Annotated in this window: 18 protein-coding genes; 7 read left to right on the top strand and 11 right to left on the bottom strand. The window is 75.2% G+C overall.

The genetic code is table 11. From position 1 onward, the window contains the following. The first annotated feature begins 180 nt into the window (after positions 1 to 180). The gene (locus tag MTO91_RS24605) at positions 181 to 747 is read left to right on the top strand and encodes a transglycosylase family protein (RefSeq protein ID WP_476652944.1); all 567 of its coding nucleotides are present in this window, start codon (positions 181 to 183) and stop codon (positions 745 to 747) included. 156 nt (positions 748 to 903) lie between these two features. Here the strand turns inward: MTO91_RS24605 and MTO91_RS24600 are convergent, their stop codons facing one another. Genes MTO91_RS24600 through moaC form a run of 3 tightly spaced genes read right to left on the bottom strand, consistent with a single transcriptional unit; the run spans position 904 to position 2,338 of the window. Next, the gene (locus MTO91_RS24600) at positions 904 to 1,353 is read right to left on the bottom strand and encodes a molybdenum cofactor biosynthesis protein MoaE (RefSeq protein WP_224387119.1); all 450 of its coding nucleotides are present in this window, start codon (positions 1,351 to 1,353) and stop codon (positions 904 to 906) included. Further along, positions 1,350 to 1,832 carry a MogA/MoaB family molybdenum cofactor biosynthesis protein gene (locus MTO91_RS24595; RefSeq protein WP_073576673.1) on the bottom strand — a complete coding sequence of 161 codons (483 nt, stop codon included), beginning with the start codon at positions 1,830 to 1,832 and terminating at the stop codon, positions 1,350 to 1,352. The genes MTO91_RS24600 and MTO91_RS24595 overlap by 4 nt, the downstream gene beginning before the upstream one ends. After that, the gene (moaC, locus tag MTO91_RS24590) at positions 1,829 to 2,338 is read right to left on the bottom strand and encodes a cyclic pyranopterin monophosphate synthase MoaC (protein WP_073576672.1); all 510 of its coding nucleotides are present in this window, start codon (positions 2,336 to 2,338) and stop codon (positions 1,829 to 1,831) included. The genes MTO91_RS24595 and moaC overlap by 4 nt, the downstream gene beginning before the upstream one ends. Positions 2,339 to 2,796: 458 nt before the next feature. Here moaC and MTO91_RS24585 point away from each other — a divergent pair, with 458 nt between their 5' ends. Beyond that, on the top strand, positions 2,797 to 3,402 hold the full coding sequence (locus MTO91_RS24585) for a LysM peptidoglycan-binding domain-containing protein (RefSeq protein WP_073576671.1): 606 nt from the start codon (positions 2,797 to 2,799) through the stop codon (positions 3,400 to 3,402). A 72-nt stretch (positions 3,403 to 3,474) separates the two neighbouring features. Here the strand turns inward: MTO91_RS24585 and MTO91_RS24580 are convergent, their stop codons facing one another. Together MTO91_RS24580 and MTO91_RS24575 are read right to left on the bottom strand one after the other, a co-directional pair. Further along, positions 3,475 to 4,077, bottom strand: a complete 603-nt coding sequence (locus MTO91_RS24580) for a nucleotidyltransferase family protein (protein ID WP_073576670.1) — start codon at positions 4,075 to 4,077, stop codon at positions 3,475 to 3,477. Positions 4,078 to 4,079: 2 nt separating this feature from the next. Further along, a complete protein-coding gene (locus MTO91_RS24575; RefSeq protein WP_073576669.1) occupies positions 4,080 to 4,262 on the bottom strand; it encodes a hypothetical protein in 183 nt (60 codons plus the stop codon). Positions 4,263 to 4,385: 123 nt separating this feature from the next. On the opposite strand from MTO91_RS24575, the gene MTO91_RS24570 reads away from it, so the two are divergent. Then, positions 4,386 to 6,707, top strand: a complete 2,322-nt coding sequence (locus tag MTO91_RS24570; RefSeq protein ID WP_179761694.1) for a helicase-associated domain-containing protein — start codon at positions 4,386 to 4,388, stop codon at positions 6,705 to 6,707. A 78-nt stretch (positions 6,708 to 6,785) separates the two neighbouring features. Here the strand turns inward: MTO91_RS24570 and MTO91_RS24565 are convergent, their stop codons facing one another. From MTO91_RS24565 to MTO91_RS24550, 4 genes are all read right to left on the bottom strand, one after another. Then, positions 6,786 to 7,355, bottom strand: a complete 570-nt coding sequence (locus tag MTO91_RS24565) for a GTP-binding protein (protein ID WP_100878854.1) — start codon at positions 7,353 to 7,355, stop codon at positions 6,786 to 6,788. A 28-nt stretch (positions 7,356 to 7,383) separates the two neighbouring features. Next, the gene (locus MTO91_RS24560; protein WP_246352700.1) at positions 7,384 to 8,088 is read right to left on the bottom strand and encodes a DUF742 domain-containing protein; all 705 of its coding nucleotides are present in this window, start codon (positions 8,086 to 8,088) and stop codon (positions 7,384 to 7,386) included. A 77-nt stretch (positions 8,089 to 8,165) separates the two neighbouring features. Then, positions 8,166 to 8,594, bottom strand: coding sequence for a roadblock/LC7 domain-containing protein (locus MTO91_RS24555; RefSeq protein ID WP_020623626.1), 429 nt, complete (start codon positions 8,592 to 8,594; stop codon positions 8,166 to 8,168). Continuing rightward, positions 8,591 to 12,982 carry a nitrate- and nitrite sensing domain-containing protein gene (locus MTO91_RS24550; RefSeq protein ID WP_476652942.1) on the bottom strand — a complete coding sequence of 1,464 codons (4,392 nt, stop codon included), beginning with the start codon at positions 12,980 to 12,982 and terminating at the stop codon, positions 8,591 to 8,593. Before MTO91_RS24550 ends, MTO91_RS24555 begins: the two co-directional genes overlap by 4 nt. Before the next feature lie 363 nt (positions 12,983 to 13,345). On the opposite strand from MTO91_RS24550, the gene MTO91_RS24545 reads away from it, so the two are divergent. The 3 genes from MTO91_RS24545 (at position 13,346) to MTO91_RS24535 (ending at position 16,023) form a co-directional block, all read left to right on the top strand. Continuing rightward, positions 13,346 to 15,007, top strand: coding sequence for a DNA repair helicase XPB (locus MTO91_RS24545; RefSeq protein WP_253069366.1), 1,662 nt, complete (start codon positions 13,346 to 13,348; stop codon positions 15,005 to 15,007). An 81-nt stretch (positions 15,008 to 15,088) separates the two neighbouring features. Further along, positions 15,089 to 15,307 (top strand): hypothetical protein, encoded by a 219-nt coding sequence (locus tag MTO91_RS24540; protein WP_476652941.1) that lies wholly within the window; start codon positions 15,089 to 15,091, stop codon positions 15,305 to 15,307. A 119-nt stretch (positions 15,308 to 15,426) separates the two neighbouring features. Then, entirely contained in the window at positions 15,427 to 16,023 is a 597-nt protein-coding gene (locus tag MTO91_RS24535; RefSeq protein WP_476652940.1) for a PspC domain-containing protein, read from the top strand. 93 nt (positions 16,024 to 16,116) lie between these two features. Here MTO91_RS24535 and MTO91_RS24530 read toward each other — a convergent pair whose 3' ends face one another. Continuing rightward, the gene (locus MTO91_RS24530) at positions 16,117 to 16,725 is read right to left on the bottom strand and encodes a TIGR03086 family metal-binding protein (protein WP_476652938.1); all 609 of its coding nucleotides are present in this window, start codon (positions 16,723 to 16,725) and stop codon (positions 16,117 to 16,119) included. A gap of 63 nt (positions 16,726 to 16,788) precedes the next feature. On the opposite strand from MTO91_RS24530, the gene MTO91_RS24525 reads away from it, so the two are divergent. Beyond that, the gene (locus MTO91_RS24525; protein WP_405421459.1) at positions 16,789 to 17,754 is read left to right on the top strand and encodes a helix-turn-helix transcriptional regulator; all 966 of its coding nucleotides are present in this window, start codon (positions 16,789 to 16,791) and stop codon (positions 17,752 to 17,754) included. Between the two features lie 91 nt (positions 17,755 to 17,845). On the opposite strand, the gene groL is transcribed toward MTO91_RS24525, so the two are convergent. Further along, positions 17,846 to 19,474, bottom strand: coding sequence for a chaperonin GroEL (gene groL, locus MTO91_RS24520; RefSeq protein WP_020622657.1), 1,629 nt, complete (start codon positions 19,472 to 19,474; stop codon positions 17,846 to 17,848). Positions 19,475 to 19,684 lie beyond the last annotated feature (210 nt).

Genomic DNA, 19,684 nt, shown 5'->3' with positions numbered 1-19,684 from the left:
CGGTCCGTCGAGGAAACGGAACGGGACGGGGACGAGAGAGACCACCTCCGCGGGCGTCATGGACGTCGCTCCCCGGTCCCGATCGACGCACCCGCGACGACACGGTGGGCACATCTGTGCCCTGGGGACCTCCTGCGCGGAGTGTGCGTGTCCTCGGGACGGCGCGGTGGGAGCGAAACGATGACCAAGGGACCCAAGGGCCGAAGTCTGCTGCGCATGGCTGCGGCGGGTGTCGTCGCGGTCGGCGCGACGGCTGCGATCGCCGGTACCGCCAACGCCGCCCCGGACGAGGTCTGGGACCAGCTCGCACAGTGCGAGAGCGGCGGCAACTGGTCGATCAACACGGGTAACGGGTACCACGGTGGGCTGCAGTTCACGCCGTCCACCTGGAAGGCCTTCGGTGGCACCGGCTCGGCGCAGAACGCGAGCCGCGCCGAGCAGATCGCCGTCGCCGAGAGGGTGCTGGCCGCCCAGGGCTGGGGCGCCTGGCCGTCCTGCTCGAAGAAGCTGGGCATCACCGGCCACTCGGCCGACACCGGCAAGCGTGTGAAGGCGTCCGCCCCGGCCGCCTCCGCGCCGAAGAAGAAGGCGGCCGCCCCGGCCGCCGGCGGCTACACGGTGAAGTCGGGCGACACCCTCGGGAAGATCGCCGCCGCGCACGGCACCTCCGTCGCCGCGCTGGCCGCCGCGAACGGCATCGGCAACGTGAACGTGATCAGCGTCGGCCAGGTCCTGAACCTCGGCTGATCCCGCCGACCGTTCCCGGGCCGCCATCCGGGACGGGCGGCACGGGGTGCGCGGTGTCCCCAGCACCCGCCCCGGCGGACGACGGCCCGGGTCCTCCTTCCCCTCGAGGGGAGGCGGACCCGGGCCGTTCCGTCGTTCCGGGGCGCCCGGCCGGGCTCAGGTCGAGTTGACCCACTCGTCGGAGCCGTCGGCGAACCGCTGGTGCTTCCAGACCGGCAGCAGCCGCTTCACCTCGTCGACGAGCTCGGCGCAGGCGGTGAACGCCTCCCGGCGGTGCTCGGCGGCGACGGCGCAGGCGAGGGCGACCTCGCCGATGTCGAGCGGGCCGACCCGGTGGCTGACCGCGAGCGCCCGGACGCCGGGGGAGCGAGCGGCCACCTGCTCGGCGACCTCGGCGACGATCCGGGCGGCCGTCGGGTGCGCGCTGTACTCCAGCCCGTGCACCGACTTCCCGCCGTCGTGGTCACGCACGACGCCGGCGAAGGTGACGACCGCGCCGGCCGCGGCGTGCTCGACCAGGCGGGCGTGCTCGTCGACGTCGAGCGGCTCCTCGCCGACGGCCGCACGCAGGACCGTCGCGGTCCGCGTGGTCGCGGGATCGGTCATCGGTGGTCTCCTCCGTGCAGCTGGTCGACCGCGTGGTCGAGGACCCCGGCGAGCACGCCGAGGCCGTCCTTCACCCCGCCCGGGGAGCCGGGCAGGTTGACGATCAGGGTGCGGCCCGCGACCCCGGCCAGGCCGCGGGAGAGCACCGCGGTGGGCACCTTCTCCTCCCCGGCGCGGCGGATCGCGTCGGCCAGGCCCGGGATCTCGTGGTCGAGCACCGCCCGGGTGACCTCGGGGGTGGCGTCGGTGGGGGAGATGCCGGTGCCCCCGGTGGTGACGACGACCGCGACCCCGTCGGCGACGGCCGTCCGCAGCGCCTGCCCGACCGGCTCGCCGTCCGGCACGACGACCGGGTCCGGGGTGTCGTAGCCGCGCTCGCGCAGCCAGGCGACGATCGGCGGCCCGCCGCGGTCGGTGTAGACGCCCGCCGCGGCCCGGTTGGACGCGGTGACGACCCGGGCGGTGCGCGCGGCGGTCATGCCCCGCGCTCCCACAGCCCGGTCTTGCCGCCCTCCTTGCGCTCGACGCGCACGGCGTCGAGCACGGCGGCCGGGTCCACGGCCTTGATCATGTCGTGCAGGGTGAGCCCGGCGACGGCGACCGCGGTCAGCGCCTCCATCTCCACCCCGGTGCGGTCGGTGGTGCGGACCTCGGCGCGGATGGCGACCCGGCCGGCGTCGCCGTCGGTGGCCGGGGTCAGGTCCAGCGTCACCCCGCTGATCGCGATCGGGTGGCAGAGCGGGACGAGGTCCGGGGTGCGCTTGGCGCCCATGATCCCGGCGATGCGGGCGGTGGCGAGCGCGTCGCCCTTGGGGAGGCCGTCGGTCTCCAGCAGGTGCACGACCTCGGCCGTGGTGTGCACGGTCCCGGTCGCGACGGCGGCGCGGCGGCCGGGCGGCTTGTCGGAGACGTCGACCATCCGGGCCGCCCCGGCGTCGTCGACGTGGCTGAGCGCGGGGCCGGGCCGGTTGTGCTCGGTGGTCACGACCCCGACAGTACGGGGGGCGCCGGTAGGGCGGCCCCCGCCACTCCGTGTATACGGGCCGGGGCCCCCGGATGGCCCAGTCGCTGTGATCTGTATCACGTTTGTGGAACCGATCGCACTGTTTGCACGAACGTTTCTCGTTCGTGATCGGGGCTCGTCACCTGCGCAAACGCATTGCCCGAACATCATGTGTCCGGTACGTCCGACGCCACGCCGTGTCGCCGTCGACTTTCGCGTCGTCCTGACGTGACCTACCTTCGATCCCGGCTCGGCCGACTCCCCCATGCGGCCGGGCTCCGGTGCCGCAACGCTCCCTGTCCGGCGGTCCACCGGCCCCCGAGGTATCGGTGTGGGACAGGGCCGATCGACAGACGGATCGGTGGCCGCTCCCCCGGCCGCCGGAACGGGCACCCACTCCCCGGGTGCGGTTCGGGACGCGTCACGCTGGAGAGCCAGCCATGCCTCGTTACCGTGGGAAACACCGCAAACCGAGCACCGCCGGCCGCACGATCGCCCGGACCGCCGTCGCCGGTGCCGTCCTCGGCGCCCCGATGCTGGCGGTCGTGGGCACCGCGAACGCCGCCACCGACTCCACCTGGGACTCCCTCGCACACTGCGAGAGCACCGGGAACTGGGCCGCGAACACCGGCAACGGGTACTACGGCGGCCTGCAGTTCAGCCCGAGCACCTGGAAGGCCTACGGCGGCGGCGAGTACGCCACGTCGGCGCACCAGGCCACCCGGGCCCAGCAGATCGCCGTCGCCGAGAAGGTCCTGGCCGCCCAGGGCTGGAACGCCTGGCCGTCGTGCTCGTCCAAGACCGGCGCGTCCGGGTCCGCCACGCCGCGGACCCTGGAGACCGACTCCGGCACCCGGGCCCCGGAGCGTGTGAAGGCCAGCGCCCCCGCGGCGTCGTCCGGCGGCACCTACACGGTGAAGTCCGGCGACACGCTGGGACAGATCGCGGCCGCGCACGGCATCGCGAACTGGAAGGACCTGCTGTCCAAGAACCCGGGCCTCGGCGCCGGGCACCTGATCACCCCCGGCCAGGTCATCAACACCTGATCCCGGCACGACGACGCCCCGGTCCCTCCGCGAGGGACCGGGGCGCACGTGTGTCGGGGCCGGTGCGGTGGTTCAGGTACCGGCGAGGCGGCGCAGCTGCCCGGGGGTGTCGACGTCGTCCGGGACGGCGACGTCGCCGCACTCGACCAGCTCCACGTCGGAGCGGCCCGCCAGGTAGTCACGGGCGCCGGAGTCCCCGGAGGACAGCGCGACGACCCCGGACCAGTGGTCCCGGCCGAGCAGGACCGGGTGCCCGGGGACGCCGTCGAACGCGGCGCGCCGCAGCGACGACGGCCCGGCGCCGTCGACGACCCGGCGGATCGCCTCCGGCCCGATGCCCGGCAGGTCGACCAGGTGCACCAGCGCCGCGCCGGTGCCGGGCAGGTGGGTCAGCGACCCGAGCCCGCGCCGCAGCGACGCGCCCATGCCCTCGTCCCAGTCCTCGGCGACCACGACACCGACGTCACTGCCGTCGGTGCCGAGGCCGGCGCCGCGCAGCACGTCGGTGACGTCGTCGGCGCGGGCGCCGAGCACGACGGTGACCGGGCCGCACCCACCCGCCTGCAGCGCCTTCACCGCCCGCACCGCGAGCGGCTCACCGTGCAGTCGGACCAGCGCCTTCGGGGTGCCCATGCGGCGCCCGGCGCCGCCCGCGAGCAACAGGCCAGCGACCACGGTCAGCGGTTGATCTCGGTGACCGGGTGCTCGTAGGGCACGCTGGCGACCGGGAACTCGATGTCGCCGAACGGCGACATGTTTCCCTGGACGCTGCCCAGGAGCTCGGTGACCGGGTGGTCGCCCTCGTCGGAGTGCGGCCACTCCGGGTGGATCCGGTCCTGCTTCGCGGGCTTGGCGGCCATCGCGTCCTCCAGCGTCGTCGTCCGGTCCCGGGCGGGACCGCGGCAGTCTCCTGTGCCCAGTATCGCGGACGCGGGCGCGGCTGTCCGCCCCGGTGCGCCCGCGATCGTCCGACTACCCTGGCGATGATGCAGACGTCCCTGGTCGAGTGGTTGCGCGGGCAGGACGACGGGTTCCTCGCCGCGCTGCTGCGCGCGCGTCCGGACCTCGCCGTCCCGCCCCCCGGCGACCTCACCGTGCTCGCGACCCGCGCCTCGATCCGGGCGTCGGTGCAGCGCGCCTGCGAGGACCTGGGCACCGTCGCGCTGACCGTGCTGGACGCGCTGGTGCTGGCGACGGCCTGGCGGACCCCGGCCGACGCGACGACGCCCGGCGCGGGCCTGCGCGGCTGGCTCGGCGCCGACGTCGACGCGGCCACCGTCGCCGAGGGACTCGCCGCGCTGCGCGACCGCGCGCTGGCCTGGGGCCCGGACGACGCGGTGTCGCTGGTCCCAGCGGCCGCTGACGTCGTCGGGCCGTGGCCCGCCGGGCTCGGCGCCCCCGCCACCGGTGCGGCGGCGGGACCCGAGCTCGACACGCTGCTCGCCGGGGTGGGCGACGACGAGCGCAAGGTCCTCGAGGTGCTCGCCCAGGGCCCGCCGGTCGGCCGCTCCCGCAACGCGAACGGCTCGACCGGGCCGGTCGGGTCACTCGTCGAGAAGGGACTGCTCACGCGCCGCGACGCCGACACCGTCGAGCTGCCCCGCCAGGTCGCGCTCGCCCTGCGCGGCGACCGTCCGATGGGGCCGCTGGACCTGTCCCGGCCGGACGTCCCGCTGCGCGTGCGGGAGACCCCGCTGGTCGACGGCACCGGCGCGGGGGCCGCGCTGGAGTTCCTGCGTCGCACCGACCTGCTGCTGGAGTGGCTGGCGCGGGAGTCGGTGCCGGTGCTGCGCTCGGGCGGGTTCGGCGTGCGCGAGCTCAAGCGTGCGGCGAAGGCGGCCGACACCGACGAGCCGACCGCCGCGCTGGTCCTGGAGATCCTGCACGCCGCGGACCTGGTCGGAGCGACCGAGTCGGTGGCACCCGAGTGGCTGCCGACCACCACGTGGGACGTCTGGGGGACCGGCCCGGAGGAGTCCCGCTGGGCGGTGCTGGCCCAGGCCTGGCTGGAGCTGCCGCGCCTGCCCGGGCTGGTGGGGCGCCGCGACGAGACCGGCAAGCCGATCACCGCCCTGTCCGACGGGCCGCGCCGTCCCCCGGCCGCCCGGGACCGCCGTCGGGTCCTGGACGCGCTCGCCGACCTCTCGCCCGGCACCTCGGTGGGGTCGCCGGAGGACCTGGCGCGGCTGCTGGCCTGGCACGCCCCGCGCCGCGGCGGACGGCTGCGCGACGAGACGGTCGGCTGGACCGTCGCCGAGGCCACCGCGATCGGCGTGGTCGCCCTCGACGCGCTCACCACGGCCGGGCGGGTGCTGCTCGACCCGGCCCTGCGCCCGGACCCGGCGCACCCCACCCGGCACCCCACCGAGCTGGCCGCGACGCTGCACGCGGCGCTGCCCACCCCGGTGGAGGAGATCCTGCTCCAGGCCGACCTGACCGCCGTCGCACCCGGGCGGCTGTCGGCGGACCTCGCGCACGAGCTCGCGATCCTGGCCGAGGTCGAGTCCGCGGGCGGCGCCACGGTGTACCGCTTCACCGAGCGCAGCCTGCGCCGGGCGCTGGACACCGGCCGCACCGCCGACGACGTCCGCGAGATCCTCGAGGCCCGTTCCCGCACCCCGGTCCCGCAGACCCTGACCTACCTCGTGGACGACGTCGCCCGCCGGCACGGCAGGCTGCGCGGCGGCGCGGTCAGCTGCTTCCTGCGCTCCGACGACGAGGTGCTCCTGTCCGAGGTGCTCGCGCACTCCGCGGCCGAGGAGCTGGGGCTGCGCCGGATCGCCCCGACCGTCGTGGTCAGTTCGCTGCCGCTGGCCGAGGTGCTCGACGGGCTGCGGGCGGCCGGCTTCAGCCCGGCCGCTGAGGACGCGGTCGGCGCCGTCGTCGACCTCGGGCCGAAGGGGCGGCGCACCGAGCCGCGGCTGCGTCGCGGCACCCGGGACGCCAGCCGGGTCGTCGACCGGTCCCCGACGGACCGGGCCGAGGAACTCGTCGAGCGGCTGCGGGCGGGGGACCGCCTGGCCGGGGTACGCGACAGTGTCGCCGGGCGGCGTGAACTCACCGGCGCGACCGGGAACCTGGCCTCGCTGCAGGAGGCGGTGCGCGAGGGCCGGACCGTGTGGATCGGCTACGTCGACGCGCACGGCGTAGCCGGGGACCGGGTGCTCGCGCCGGTCTCGGTCGGCGGCGGGTACGTGGAGGGCCGTGACGCGCTCGACGGCGAGCTGCGCCGCATCCAGCTGCACCGGATCACCTCGATCGCCCCGGTGGACGCCGGATCGGAGCAGCCGGCCGGACGCGACTAGCCCCGGACGCGGTACCGCGGCGGCGCCGGCACACGATGTGCCGGCGCCGCCGCGGTGTCCGGGTCGGTCGGGTACGGGTCAGCGCGCGCCGGCGGCCATCCGCTGGTGCATCGCGTGCTGCACCAGCGCGATCAGGGTCTCCTTGGTCGACTGCCGGTGCCGGGCGTCGCACACGACCATCGGGACGGCCGGGTCGATCGACATCGCCTCGCGCACGTCATCGAGGGTGTGCTGCAGCTGCCCGTCGAAGGCGTTGACCCCGACGACGTAGGGCAGGCCACGGTCCTCGAAGAAGTCGATCGCGGCGAAGGAGTCGGCCAGGCGCCGGGTGTCGACGAGGACGACGGCGCCGATCGCGCCGCGGACCAGGTCGTCCCACATGAACCAGAACCGCTGCTGGCCCGGCGTTCCGAACAGGTAGAGCACCAGGTCGGTGTCCAGCGAGACGCGACCGAAGTCCATCGCGACGGTCGTGGACCGCTTGTTGGGGGTGGCGGAGAGGTCGTCGTGCGACGCGCTCGCCTCGGTCATCACCGCCTCGGTGGTCAGCGGCATGATCTCCGAGACCGATCCGACGAAGGTGGTCTTCCCGACGCCGAACCCACCGGCCACCACGATCTTGGCCGACATCGTCGCGGCACGGGCCATCCCGGCCGCGGGCTGGGGCGGCTGTGGCCTAGAGCCGACGGAGTCCACTCAACACCCTTTCCATCAGCGCGAGGTCCGGCGCGTTGCCGGGGGTGCTCGCGGTCTGGTGAACGGTCACCGTGCCGTTCGAGGCCATGTCCCCGAGCAGCACCCGGGCCACGCCCAGGGGGAGCGACAGCAGCGCCGCGACCTCGGCCACCGAGCGGGTCTGCTCGAGCAGCAGGTCGGCGACGGAGCGGTGCTCCATCGGCAGCCGTTCCAGCTGGCTGCGGGCTCGGTTGCTGACCGAGACCAGGGTCTCGACGGCCAGCTCGTAGCCCGACTTGGTCCGTCCCCGCGTCCAGGCGTAGGGCCGGACGAAGGCGGCGCCACCCGCGGACGGGGGCACCGGCGGCGGCGCTGCCACTGGGTCGTGCGCGGGGCCGGGCCCCGTGTTCTGTGCCGGGTACGGCGACGGCCGGTCCGGCCGGTCACCGGTCCGCTGGGCCTCCAGCTCGTCCGGGGTGGGCGGCAGCCCGTAGGCCGCCGATCCGCCGATGGGGCCGGTCACCTCGGCCGGGTTCGGCGGTGGGACCGGGCGCCCGGGGGCGGCGACCTCCGGCTCGACGTCGTCCTCCGGACGGTTGCGCCCCCATCGGCGCTTCTTCGGCTTGCGCTTGGAGTCCAGGCTGAACCCGTTCATGACGTCGGCGAACGTCGGCTCGGGGCCGTGTCCGCCCGGGTCCTGGGTCATCGGATCTCACCCGCTCTGGTCGATCCTGGGATGGGGTGCATGACGGTAACGCGTCCTGAGGGTCCGGAGTCGCGGCCTCAGGGCCCGAACGAACCCTGCAGCTCGGCGCGCAGCTCCGGGGTGAGCAGCTGGCCGACCCGGTCGACCAGCAGCGTCATCTCGTAGCCGACGAGGCCGATGTCGCAGCTCGGCGAGGCGAGCACGGCCAGGCAGGAGCCGTCGCTGATCGACATGAGCAGCACGATCCCGCGGTCCATCTCGACGACGGTCTGCACGACGCCACCGGCGTCGAAGCAGCGCGCGGCGCCCTGGGTCAGGCTGACCAGACCGGATGCGACGGCGGCGAGCTGGTCGGCCCGGTCGCGCGGCAGCCGGTCGGATGCGGTCAGCAGCAGCCCGTCGGTCGACACCACGATGGCGTGCGCGACACCCGGGACGCGCTCCGCGAAGTTGGTGACCAGCCAGCCGAAACGGCTCTGGCTCGGCTGTGCCTGCGGTGCCCTCACTGGTTCTCCTCGGGGTCGGACGAGTTCGGTCGGTCCGCGGCGGGCTCGGGGGTGCCGGTCGCGGTGGTGTCCTGCGGGGCTCGGGTGCCCTGCCGGTCGTGCTGGTCCTGCGGGTCGTGCTGCTCGGAGTCGCCGTCGACCGTGTCCGTCGTGCCGGCCAGTGCGTTGCGGCGGACACCGGAGGCGCTCTCCCGGCCCTGACGCACGCCCTGCTGGTAGCTGGCGAGACGGCCACGGACGCTCTCGGCGTCCCTCGGCTCCGCCGGAGCGGGGCTGAGCACGGTCGATCCTGCCGCACTGCCCGGGAGCAGTCGCGCCCGCGGGCGTCGCTTGGGCAGTCCGGCGGTCGTCAGGTCGTCACCGGCGGTCTCCGACTCGTCGCCGTCGGTGGCCTCGCGGGCCTGACGCCAGACGTCGTCGGCGGGGGAGGCGAAGCCCGACGGGGGCGCCGGGGCGTCGGCCGCGGCGGGGGCCGCGGCACCCGCCGGGGCGCCGTCGTTCGGGCCGGCGCCGTCCTGCCAGCGGACCGGCACCGAGCGGTTCGAGCGGAACCAGGCCGAGGCGATGTCGTCGAAGATCGGGGTGGTCTGACCCATGTCGAACCCGGTCTGGGCCCGGGCCGACTCGACGGCCCCGGGGCGCCGGAGCTGACCCCGGTCGCCCTCGACGGGCACCTTCGGTGCGAACAGCGCGTCCTGCGAGGAACCGGCGGCGTTCGCGGCCAGGCCCGCCGGGCCCGCGGCCCGGCCACCCTCCCGCTTCGGCAGCGGTGCGGGCGCCTGCCGGCCCGGCGCCTGCTGCACCGGACGCTCCTGCGGAGCCTCCGGGTGCTGCGCCTGCTGGACCGGCTGCGCCTGCTGGGGGGCGGGCTGCTGCGGTCCGCGGGCCGGTGCCGGGGGCGGGCCCTGGCGGCCGGGCCCACGGGTGGGCAGCGTCGGTCCGGCGCCGCGGGCCGGCATGACCGGGCGTCGCGACGGGGAGGGACGGGACCCGTTGGTGCGGGCCGGGAGCGGCCCGCCCATCGGTGTACGGCCGGACGGGCGGATCGTCGGGAGTGCCGCGGTCTCGGGTTCGGTACCGGCGGAGCCGCCGTCCCCGGATCCGGTTTCCCCGGAGCCGTTGTCCGCGGCTGCGCCGTCCACGGACGCGGTGTCCGCGGGACGGTCGCCGTCGGCGCCGGTCCCGGGGGCGTCCGCGGACGCGGCCGTGCCGGTGGTGTCGTCCTCGGCGGGGTCGGTCGCGGTGCTGCCCGCCCCGGTGGCGCCGACCCCGGTGGCGTCGACCCCGGTGGCGTCGACGTCGGTGTCGTCGGACGGGGTGTGGCCGGACGGGGCGCTCACGTCGGTGCCTGCCGCGTCCGCGGCTCCGGTCCCGTCGTGGGCGTGACCGTCGGTCCTGCGGGCGTCGGTGCGGTCGCCCGGGGCCGGAGGGAACGGCGCGATGCCGTTCGTCCGGGCCGCGAGCGGTGTCTCCTCCGGGGCGGTCCCCTCGGTGTTCCGGTCGGTGTCCCCGTCGGTGGCGCGGGAGTCCACGGAGCCGTCGGTGTCCGGGTCGGTCCCGTCCGGACCGTCCTCGGTGACGGCGTCGGCGTCGGTCTCCCCGGAGCCCTCGTCGCCGGCCGGGGTCCGCCGGTGGTCCTCGGGGCCGTCACCGATCGCCCGGTCCAGGACGACGGTGTCGTCCATGTCGCGGTCGGCGCGGACCCGGGCCGCGGCGGCCGCCGCAGCGGCACCCGCCAGCCCGAGCGCGGCGGCGGCCGACGGGGCTGCGGTGCCGCCGGAGCGGTCCGCGTCACCGTCGGTGTCGGTGTGGTCGGTGCCGTCGGCGGGGACCGCGGCCTCGGTGTCCTCGGTGTCCGTGAGGGATCCGGCGCCGGTGCCCGTGTCGTCGGACGGGCCGTCACCGTCGCCGGACGGGGCCGGGCCGGTGCCCCGGAAGGCCTCGGCGCCGTGCGGGGCGTCGCCGTCGGCGGGACCGGAGCCGGCCTCGTCGGCCGGGGTGAAGACGTCGGCCGGGGTCCGCCCGTCGTGTGCGCCGTCCTGCGACGGCGCGAAGGCCGACAGACCCTGTGGGGCGGACCCGTTCAGGGTCGGGGCCGACCCGTCGGCGGTCTGCCCGCCGGCGTCGCCGGGGGCCGCGTTCTTCGTCAGCGACGACCCCGGACGGCGCGTCGGCAGGCTCGAGGCCGAACCGTTGCGCGCCGTCGTGGACGAGGGCGTGCCGGTCTCGAAGGTCGGGGTCATCGGGCCGTCGGAGCCCGCGACCATCGACGGCAGCGACCCTCCGCGACCGTTCCCGTTCACCGCGACCGGGGAGTCCGGCCGGGGCCCGTCGGGCGCTCCGCCGCCGGTCAGCGCCGGGGCCGGCTGCGGGGCCTGCTGCTCGCCAAGCTGGGGCGGCACGCCGCCCCAGCTGCCCGGGTCGCCGTCGCGGCGCTGCTCGGGCAGCTGCGCGGAGGGCACCAGCTGCGGCGGGACGGTCACCGAGGCGCTCAGCCCACCCGAGCCGCCGCCGACCGCGGCCGAGGCGAGCCGGACGCCGACGCGGTGCCGTGCGGCCAGCCGGCCGACCACGAACAGGCCCATCCGCCGGGAGGCCGACACGTCGACCTCGGCCGGGCCGGACAGACGCTGGTTGGCGTCGACCAGCTCGGAGTCGGTCATGCCGACACCGCGGTCGGAGATCTCGACCAGCAGCGACTCGTCGGCGGTGCGGGTCGTCGACATGACGACCTGCGAGTCCGGCGGCGAGAAGTTCGTCGCGTTGTCCAGCAGCTCGGCGAGCAGGTGGACGAGGTCGTTCGCGGCGCGACCGGCGATCGTCGCGTTCGGCGGGGTCTGCACGACGACCCGCTGGTACTGCTCGACCTCCGACACCGCGGCCCGCAGGACGTCGACGACCTGCACCGGCGCAACGTTCCGCTTCGCCAGGTCGGTGCCCGCGAGGACCAGCAGGTTCTCGCTGTTGCGGCGCATACGTGTCGCGAGGTGGTCCAGCTGGAACAGGTTCGACAGCTGGTCCGGGTCCTGCTCGTTGCTCTCCAGCTGTTCGATCAGCTGCAGCTGGCGCTCGACGAGCGCCTGCGAACGGCGGGAGAGGTTGACGAACATCGAGTTGACGTTCTGCTGCAGCGCGGCCTGGTCGGCGGCGAGGCGGATCGCCTGGCCGTGCACGGCGTCGAAGGCCCGCGCCACCTGGCCGATCTCGTCGCGGCTGTCCAGCGGGACCGGCTCGACGAGTGCGTTCGGTGCCTGCCCGGACCGCATGCTCTGCACCGCCGCGGGCAGCTTCTGCTCCGCGACCTCGAGCGCCGAGCTGCGCAGCAGGCGCAGCGAACGGACCATCTGACGGCCCAGCAGCAGGATGATGCCCGCGGTCAGCAGGATCGTGAGCATCAGCAGCACGGAGTTGAGGCCCGCGGTGTTGCCCGCCTGCTCGGCGGCCGCGGCCCGGCCGTCGACGAACGCCTGCTCGGCGGCGGCGGTGGACTGGTCCACCGCGGCGACGGACCGGTCGACGGCGGCGTTCCACGCGCTCGGGTCGACCGGCGGCGCGACCCCCGGCGGGACCGAGAGTGCCTGGTCACGCAGCGCGTTGCGCTCGCCGTTCGCCTGGCCCGCACCGAAGTTCCCGAAGGACTCGGCCTGCTCCGGCGTCAGCGACGACTGGAAGTCACCGGCCGCGGCCTGGAACGAGGCCTCGGCCCCGGTGGCCTGTGCGCGCTGCTGCTCCTCCAGCGTCCCCGCGGCGAGCGCGCCACCGATCACGGTGCGCTCGAGCTGCAGGGCCTCGCGGGCGCTCGACCCGGCGGCGATCGCCGTGGTCAGGCCGGCGGTGTCGGCGGTCTGCAGCCGCCCCACCAGCGCCCGGTCCAGCCCCAGCGTGCGCTGGACGACCGCGGTGTAGCGGCCGGTGAGGTCGGCGGCCGCGGTCGGCCCCTCGGCGACCTGCGACCGGATGACCGGCAGCTGGCCCAGCGTGGTGTCCGCCTGCCGGCGGGCCGTGGCCAGGTCGGGGGCCTGCTGCTCGGCGGTGTCGAGCCCCGCCGTGGTGGCCTGCAGCGCCTGGTCGGTCGTGGCCTGCGCCCGGTCGACGGCGGCCCGGTCACCGAGCCGGTTGCCCGCCACGAAGCGGACCGCGGCGTCGCGCTCGGTCTGCAGTGCGCCGGTCAGCGTCTCGATCTGGCGGTGCACGTCGACCAGGCCGCTGCCGCGGCCGAGCTCCTCGGCCACGTTGGCCTGGTCGACGACGCGGACGGCGCCGATGGACAGGGCGAGGACCGTGGGCACCAGACCGACGACCGCCAGCTTGGCGACCAGGCTCCAGTTCCGCGGGTCGAGTCGCTCCGACCACGTGCTCGGGCGTTCCGTGCTGGTCACGGTGGTCACGGCGAGATCTCCCTGTCGGTCTCCGGTCCGGGGACGGGCGGCGCGGCGGGCACGAGGTCGGGGAGCATCAGCTGGTCCGGTGCGCCTTTCGGGGTCACGACGGGAACCGCTCGACCACACCACGACCGACACGGGGCGGCGGTTGCCGCGTCCCGGGGGAGTCGGACGGATATGATCGTGCCGGGTCCCGTCTGTGCGTGACGGACGGCTGCCGAGTCTAGCCCCCGGAACCCTCGTCTCCCGAGTGGCGTAGGGCCGGTTGCCTCATGGTCACGTGACGTGACACACGCCGACCGCTCGTCTCCGCTCGGCGTCCGGCGGACCCGCACAGCTCCGTTCCCCGGCCTCGAGAGGATTCGTTCCGTGACCGACGGCCCCCTGATCGTCCAGTCCGACAAGACGCTGCTGCTCGAGGTGGACCACCCCGACTCCGCGGCGGCCCGTGCGGCCATCGCGCCCTTCGCCGAGCTGGAGCGGGCACCCGAGCACGTCCACACCTACCGGGTCACCCCGCTGGCCCTCTGGAACGCGCGCGCGGCCGGGCACGACGCCGAGCAGGTCGTCGACGCGCTGGTCCGCTGGGCCCGCTACCCGGTCCCGCAGCCGCTGCTGGTCGACGTCGTCGACACGATGGGGCGCTACGGCCGGCTGCAGCTGTCCCACCACCCCGCGCACGGCCTCGTCCTCACCGCGCTGGACCGCGCCGTCCTGGAGGAGATCCTCCGGCAGAAGAAGATCAGCCCGATGCTGGGCGCGCGGCTCGACGACGACACCGTCGTCGTGCACCCGTCCGAGCGCGGGCACCTCAAGCAGGCGCTGCTGAAGGTCGGCTGGCCCGCCGAGGACCTCGCCGGGTACGTCGACGGCGAGGCCCACCCCATCGAGCTGGAGCAGGACGGCTGGACGCTGCGGGACTACCAGCGCCACGCGGTCGACGGGTTCTGGGAGGGCGGCTCCGGGGTGGTCGTGCTGCCCTGCGGCGCGGGCAAGACCCTCGTCGGTGCGGCCGCGATGGCCAAGGCGGGCGCGACGACCCTGATCCTGGTGACCAACACCGTCTCCGGGCGGCAGTGGAAGCGCGAGCTGATCGCGCGGACGTCGCTGACCGAGGAGGAGATCGGCGAGTACTCGGGCGAGAAGAAGGAGATCCGCCCGGTCACCATCGCCACGTACCAGGTCGTCACCCGCAAGACCAAGGGCGAGTACAAGCACCTGGAGCTGTTCGACTCCCGAGACTGGGGCCTGGTCGTCTACGACGAGGTGCACCTCCTCCCGGCGCCGGTCTTCCGGATGACGGCGGACCTGCAGTCCCGCCGCAGGCTCGGCCTCACCGCGACCCTGGTCCGCGAGGACGGCCGCGAGGGCGACGTGTTCTCCCTGATCGGCCCGAAGCGCTACGACGCCCCGTGGCGCGACATCGAGGCGCAGGGCTGGATCGCGCCCGCCGAGTGCATCGAGGTGCGGGTGACGCTGACCGACGCCGAGCGCATGTCCTACGCGACGGCGGACTCCGAGGAGCGCTACCGGACGGCGTCGACGGCGAACACCAAGCTCAACGTCGTGCAGGCGATCCTGGACCGGCACAAGGGCGAGCAGACGCTGGTCATCGGGGCCTATCTCGAGCAGCTCGACGCGCTGGGGGAGAAGCTCGGTGCCCCGGTGATCCAGGGCTCGACCCGCAACAAGGAGCGGGAGAAGCTGTTCGACGCGTTCCGCCGCGGCGAGATCGACACCCTCGTGGTCTCCAAGGTCGCGAACTTCTCCATCGACCTGCCCGAGGCGACGATCGCGGTGCAGGTCAGCGGCACGTTCGGGTCCCGGCAGGAGGAGGCCCAGCGGCTCGGGCGCCTGCTGCGCCCGAAGAACGACGGCCGCCAGGCGCACTTCTACTCGGTGGTGTCCCGCGACACCGTGGACACCGACTACGCCGCGCACCGGCAGCGCTTCCTCGCCGAGCAGGGCTACGCCTACCGGATCGTCGACGCCGACGACCTCCTCGGCCCCGCCCTGCCCGACGCCGGCTGAGCCCGCCCCCCGGATCGGGGGCCTCCGTACGGCGCCGATCACGGGCACACTGGTGCGGTCCGCGACGGCCGGGGAGGGCACATGTCGACCGCCCTGTGGATCCTCGTCGGGATCGGGGCGTGGCTGGTCCTGTCGGTCGTCGTCGCGCTGGTGCTCGGCCGGGTGGTGCGCATGCGGGACCGGCAGGTGCCCGACCCGCCGCACCGGCCGGGCCCGCCGTCCGCGGCCCCGCCGGAGCAGCGCGGCCCGGTCGAGCCGCCGCCCGGCCACCCCCCGCCCGGGCCCCGTCCGCCGGGCTGAGCGGCGCCGCGACCCCGGGACGCGCGGGGCGTGCCCCTGAGACGGGGCGGTCCCGGTTCCGGGTCGGTCTCCGGGCTCGTCCCGAGTCCCGGCGCGCGCCGGGGCGACAGCCTGGAGCCATGGAGAACAACGCGAGCACGACCGGTACGGCACCCACCGGGACCGACGTCCACGACGCCTCGACCGGAGCCGACGACGCCGCGGTGACCGACCGGGTGCCGGTCGCCGCGGCGGCCACCGGCTCCGACGCGACCGACCCCGGACCGCTCGGCGCCGCCACCTCCGGCATGCCGGAAGGCGCCGGTACCGCGGGCGCCGGCACCGCGGGCGCCGGCACCGCGGGACCCGAGGTCCCGCCCACCGGCGCCGGTCCCTCCGACGCGGGCCCGGACGCCGCCGCGGACCCCGGGACCGCCCACCCCGGTCCGGGCGCCGGGGCGCCGTACACGACGGGGGCGCCGTACACCGCGGGCGCACCGTACGGCGGCGCCGGGACCCGGACGACGGCGCAGGGGATCGGCGACCGCGTCGCCGCGTTCCGGCTCCGGCGCAGCAGCACCGACCGGATGCTCGGCGGAGTCTGCGGCGGTCTCGCCGCCGACCTGGGTGCGGACGCCGCGCTGCTGCGCATCGCGGTCCTCGTCCTGACCCTGGTCACCGGTGGCGCGGCGGCACTGGTCTACCTCGCCGCCTGGCTGATCGCACCGGCTGCCTGAGCCGGTGGGGTGGGCGGGGGGCTCCGGCGTCGCGGCTCACGAGGGGGAGCCGCGACGCCGGAGCCCGTCGGTCCGCCCGGCCCGCCCGGCCCGTCAGCCCACCCAGCCCGTCGACACCCGGCCCGACCAGTTCGCCAGCCGCTCGGTCGGCCCCGCCTCCGGGCGGTGCTCCACGACCGGGCCGAACGGCACCGGACCGCCACGCCGCTCGGCGGGCAGGTACGCGTGGGCGGTGGCGAGCGCCGTCGTCGCCAGCTCCCGGTCGGCCTCCGGGTCCTGCCCGGTGGCGACGGCCAGGTCCCAGCCGTGCACCAGCGTCTCGTTCAGGTACACGGCCAGCGCGGCCCGCGCCGGGACCTCGCCGAACGGCAGCCGCGCGACCCGGTCGAGCAGCGCCTCGCCGCCCGGGCCGGACCAGACGGCCTGCAGCGCCGCCGCCTCGTCGACGTAGGCCGACACCGGGTCGTCGAGGACGTCGTCGCTGACCAGCGGGGCGGCCATCGGGTCGGTCCCGGCGGCGAGCGCCGCCGGTCTGCGCAGTGTCGTGACCAGGTGCGCGAGCAGGGTGCGGACGTCGAAGTCGTCGCAGGGCGTGGGGTCGGCCATCCGGTCGGCGGGCACGGCCCGGGCGAGGCCGGCGACCCAGTCGAGGGCGGCCAGGTAGGCGGGGCGGGGGTCGGTGGTGAGCGTCGGATTCGTCATGGGCGCCAGCGTGCCTGCGATACCCGACACCTTCTGTCGTGATTCCATGCCATTCTCCGGGACGTGCGCGCCGACCGGCTCCTGTCCCTCGTGCTCCTGCTGCGCCACCGCGGCCGGACCACCGCCGCCGTGCTCGCGCGCGAGCTGGAGGTCTCCGAGCGCACCGTGCTGCGCGACGTCGAGGCACTGTCGGCCGCGGGCATCCCGGTCTACGCCGAACGCGGCAGGCACGGCGGCTTCGCACTGCTGCCGGGCTTCACCACCGACCTCACCGGTCTGACCCCGGGGGAGGCGGTCGCGCTGCTCGGCTCCGGCGCGACGTCGACGCCCGGCGCGATCGGGCTGGGGCCGGAGTTCGCCTCGGCCATGCGCAAGATCGTCGCCGCGCTGCCGGACGCCGCCCGGGAACAGGCCACCGACGCCGCCGGACGGGTGCTGGTCCGGCGTGGTGGCTGGCTGCGCGACACCGACGACGGCGCGACCACCGACGTGCTCACCGCCGTCCAGCGCGCGGTGTTCGGCGGGGTCCGGCTCCGCATCCGCTACCGGACCGGGACCCGGCCGGGCGCGCAGCCCGGGCCCGCCGCCGAACGCGTCGTCGACCCGGTCGGGCTGGTCCAGGCGTCGGGGCGCTGGTATCTGCTGGCGCTGCGCGACGGGGACGACCGCACCTACCGGGTGTCGCGGATCGAGAAGGCCGAGCCGCTGGCCGAGCCCGCGCACCGGCCCGAGGGCGTCGACCTGGAGGAGCTGTGGTTGCGCCGCCGGGAGGACTTCCGGGCGCGGCGGCCCGGGATCCGGGTCCACCTCGTGCTGCCCGCCGACCGCCGCGACGCGCTGTCGGCCGTCACCGTGGACGAGGAGCGGACACGGGACGGGACGACCGAGGTCGTCGCCGCGTTCGGGGACCTCGTCCACGCCGGGCGGGCGTTGTGGCCGCTGCTGCCGGACGTGCGGGTGCTGGACCCGCCGGAGCTGGTGACGGCGCTAAGGGAGCGGGCCCGCGCGGCCGTCGTCGCCCTGGGGTGACGGCGGCCCCCGGACGCGCCGCGGGGGCGGCACCGGCGAACCGGTACCGCCCCCGCGGGGTGGTGCTGTGTGCCTGGTGAGGCAGGACCGATCAGAAGTCCATGCCGCCCATGCCACCGGTCGGGTCGGCGGGGGCGCCGCCGCCCTTCTCCGGCTTGTCGGCGATGACCGCCTCGGTGGTGAGGAACAGGGCCGCGATCGAGGCCGCGTTCTGCAGCGCCGAGCGGGTCACCTTGGCGGGGTCGATGATCCCGGCCTTGATGAGGTCCTTGTACTCGCCGGTGGCGGCGTCGAGGCCCTCACCGGTGGGCAGGTTGCGGACCTTCTCCGCGACGACGCCGCCCTCGAGGCCGGCGTTGACCGCGATCTGCTTGAGCGGGGCCTCCAGCGCGACCTTGACGATGTTCGCGCCGGTGGCCTCGTCACCGTCCAGGCCGAGGCCCTCGAACAGGCCGGCACCGGCCTGGATGAGCGCCACGCCGCCGCCGGCGACGATGCCCTCCTCGACGGCCGCCTTCGCGTTGCGGACGGCGTCCTCGATGCGGTGCTTGCGCTCCTTGAGCTCGACCTCGGTGGCCGCGCCGGCCTTGATGACGGCGACGCCGCCGGCCAGCTTGGCGAGGCGCTCCTGGAGCTTCTCGCGGTCGTAGTCGGAGTCGGTGCGGTCGATCTCGGCGCGGATCTGGTTGACCCGGCCGGCGATCTGGTCGGCGTCACCGGCGCCGTCGACGATGGTGGTCTCGTCCTTGGTCACGACGACCTTGCGGGCGGTGCCCAGCAGGGACAGGTCGGCGGTGTCGAGCTTGAGGCCGACCTTCTCCGAGATGACCTCGCCACCGGTCAGGATGGCCATGTCGGCCAGCATCGCCTCGCGGCGGTCACCGAAGCCCGGGGCCTTGACGGCGACGGACTTGAAGGTGCCGCGGATCTTGTTGACGACCAGGGTGGCCAGGGCCTCGCCCTCGACGTCCTCGGCGATGATGGCGAGCGGCTTGCCCGACTGCATGACCTTCTCCAGCAGCGGGAGCAGGTCCTTGACGGTCGAGATCTTGGAGGAGACGAGGAGGACGTACGGGTCCTCCAGCTCGACCTCCATGCGCTCGGCGTCGGTCACGAAGTAGGGCGAGATGTAGCCCTTGTCGAAGCGCATGCCCTCGGTGAGCTCGAGCTCGAGCCCGAAGGTCTGCGACTCCTCGACCGTGATGACGCCTTCCTTGCCGACCTTGTCCATCGCCTCGGCGATGAGCTCACCGATCTGCGGGTCGGCGGCGGAGATGGAGGCCGTGGCAGCGATCTGCTCCTTGGTCTCGATCTCCTTGGCCGACTTCAGCAGCGCCTGGGAGACGGCCTCGGTGGCCTTCTCGATGCCGCGCTTGAGCGACATCGGGTTGGCGCCGGCGGCCACGTTGCGCAGGCCCTCACGGACCAGCGCCTGGGCCAGCACGGTGGCGGTGGTGGTGCCGTCGCCCGCGATGTCGTCGGTCTTCTTGGCGACCTCCTTCACCAGCTCGGCGCCGATCTTCTCCCAGGAGTCCTCGAGCTCGATCTCCTTGGCGATCGACACACCGTCGTTGGTGATGGTCGGCGCGCCCCACTTCTTCTCGAGCACGACGTTGCGGCCCTTCGGGCCCAGCGTCACCTTGACGGCGTCGGCGAGGGTGTTCATGCCCCGCTCGAGGCCCCGACGGGCCTCCTCGTCGAACGCGATCTGCTTCGCCATGGGGGTGTTGCCCTCCGATAGAGGTGAGTCGAGTGATCGGATGCGGTGCCCGCGACGGACGCCCGGCAACCCTGCGCCGGACTCACCGACCCGACCTTGGCACTCCACGGACACGAGTGCCAGTGGATGCTGAGCCCGTTTCTAGCACTCGCCCGTGGTGAGTGCAAGCGGACCCCGCCGGGCTGCGGGCCGTCCGCGACGGCGGGCAGG

The sequence above is a fragment of the Pseudonocardia sp. 2-7 genome (assembly GCF_056341085.1).
This window is presented reverse-complemented; position numbering and strand designations above follow the sequence as displayed.

What these genes read in the sequence shown, in the direction of transcription:
- MTO91_RS24530 (WP_476652938.1), bottom strand. Translation starts at nt 16,725, where the DNA reads ATGACGAATCCGACGCTCACCACCGACCCCCGCCCCGCCTACCTGGCC.
- MTO91_RS24560 (WP_246352700.1), bottom strand. Translation starts at nt 8,088, where the DNA reads ATGACCCAGGACCCGGGCGGACACGGCCCCGAGCCGACGTTCGCCGAC.
- MTO91_RS24605 (WP_476652944.1), top strand. Translation starts at nt 181, where the DNA reads ATGACCAAGGGACCCAAGGGCCGAAGTCTGCTGCGCATGGCTGCGGCG.
- MTO91_RS24575 (WP_073576669.1), bottom strand. Translation starts at nt 4,262, where the DNA reads ATGGCCGCCAAGCCCGCGAAGCAGGACCGGATCCACCCGGAGTGGCCG.
- MTO91_RS24540 (WP_476652941.1), top strand. Translation starts at nt 15,089, where the DNA reads ATGTCGACCGCCCTGTGGATCCTCGTCGGGATCGGGGCGTGGCTGGTC.
- groL (WP_020622657.1), bottom strand. Translation starts at nt 19,474, where the DNA reads ATGGCGAAGCAGATCGCGTTCGACGAGGAGGCCCGTCGGGGCCTCGAG.
- MTO91_RS24565 (WP_100878854.1), bottom strand. Translation starts at nt 7,355, where the DNA reads ATGGCCCGTGCCGCGACGATGTCGGCCAAGATCGTGGTGGCCGGTGGG.
- MTO91_RS24585 (WP_073576671.1), top strand. Translation starts at nt 2,797, where the DNA reads ATGCCTCGTTACCGTGGGAAACACCGCAAACCGAGCACCGCCGGCCGC.
- MTO91_RS24570 (WP_179761694.1), top strand. Translation starts at nt 4,386, where the DNA reads ATGATGCAGACGTCCCTGGTCGAGTGGTTGCGCGGGCAGGACGACGGG.
- MTO91_RS24600 (WP_224387119.1), bottom strand. Translation starts at nt 1,353, where the DNA reads ATGACCGATCCCGCGACCACGCGGACCGCGACGGTCCTGCGTGCGGCC.
- MTO91_RS24535 (WP_476652940.1), top strand. Translation starts at nt 15,427, where the DNA reads ATGGAGAACAACGCGAGCACGACCGGTACGGCACCCACCGGGACCGAC.
- MTO91_RS24595 (WP_073576673.1), bottom strand. Translation starts at nt 1,832, where the DNA reads ATGACCGCCGCGCGCACCGCCCGGGTCGTCACCGCGTCCAACCGGGCC.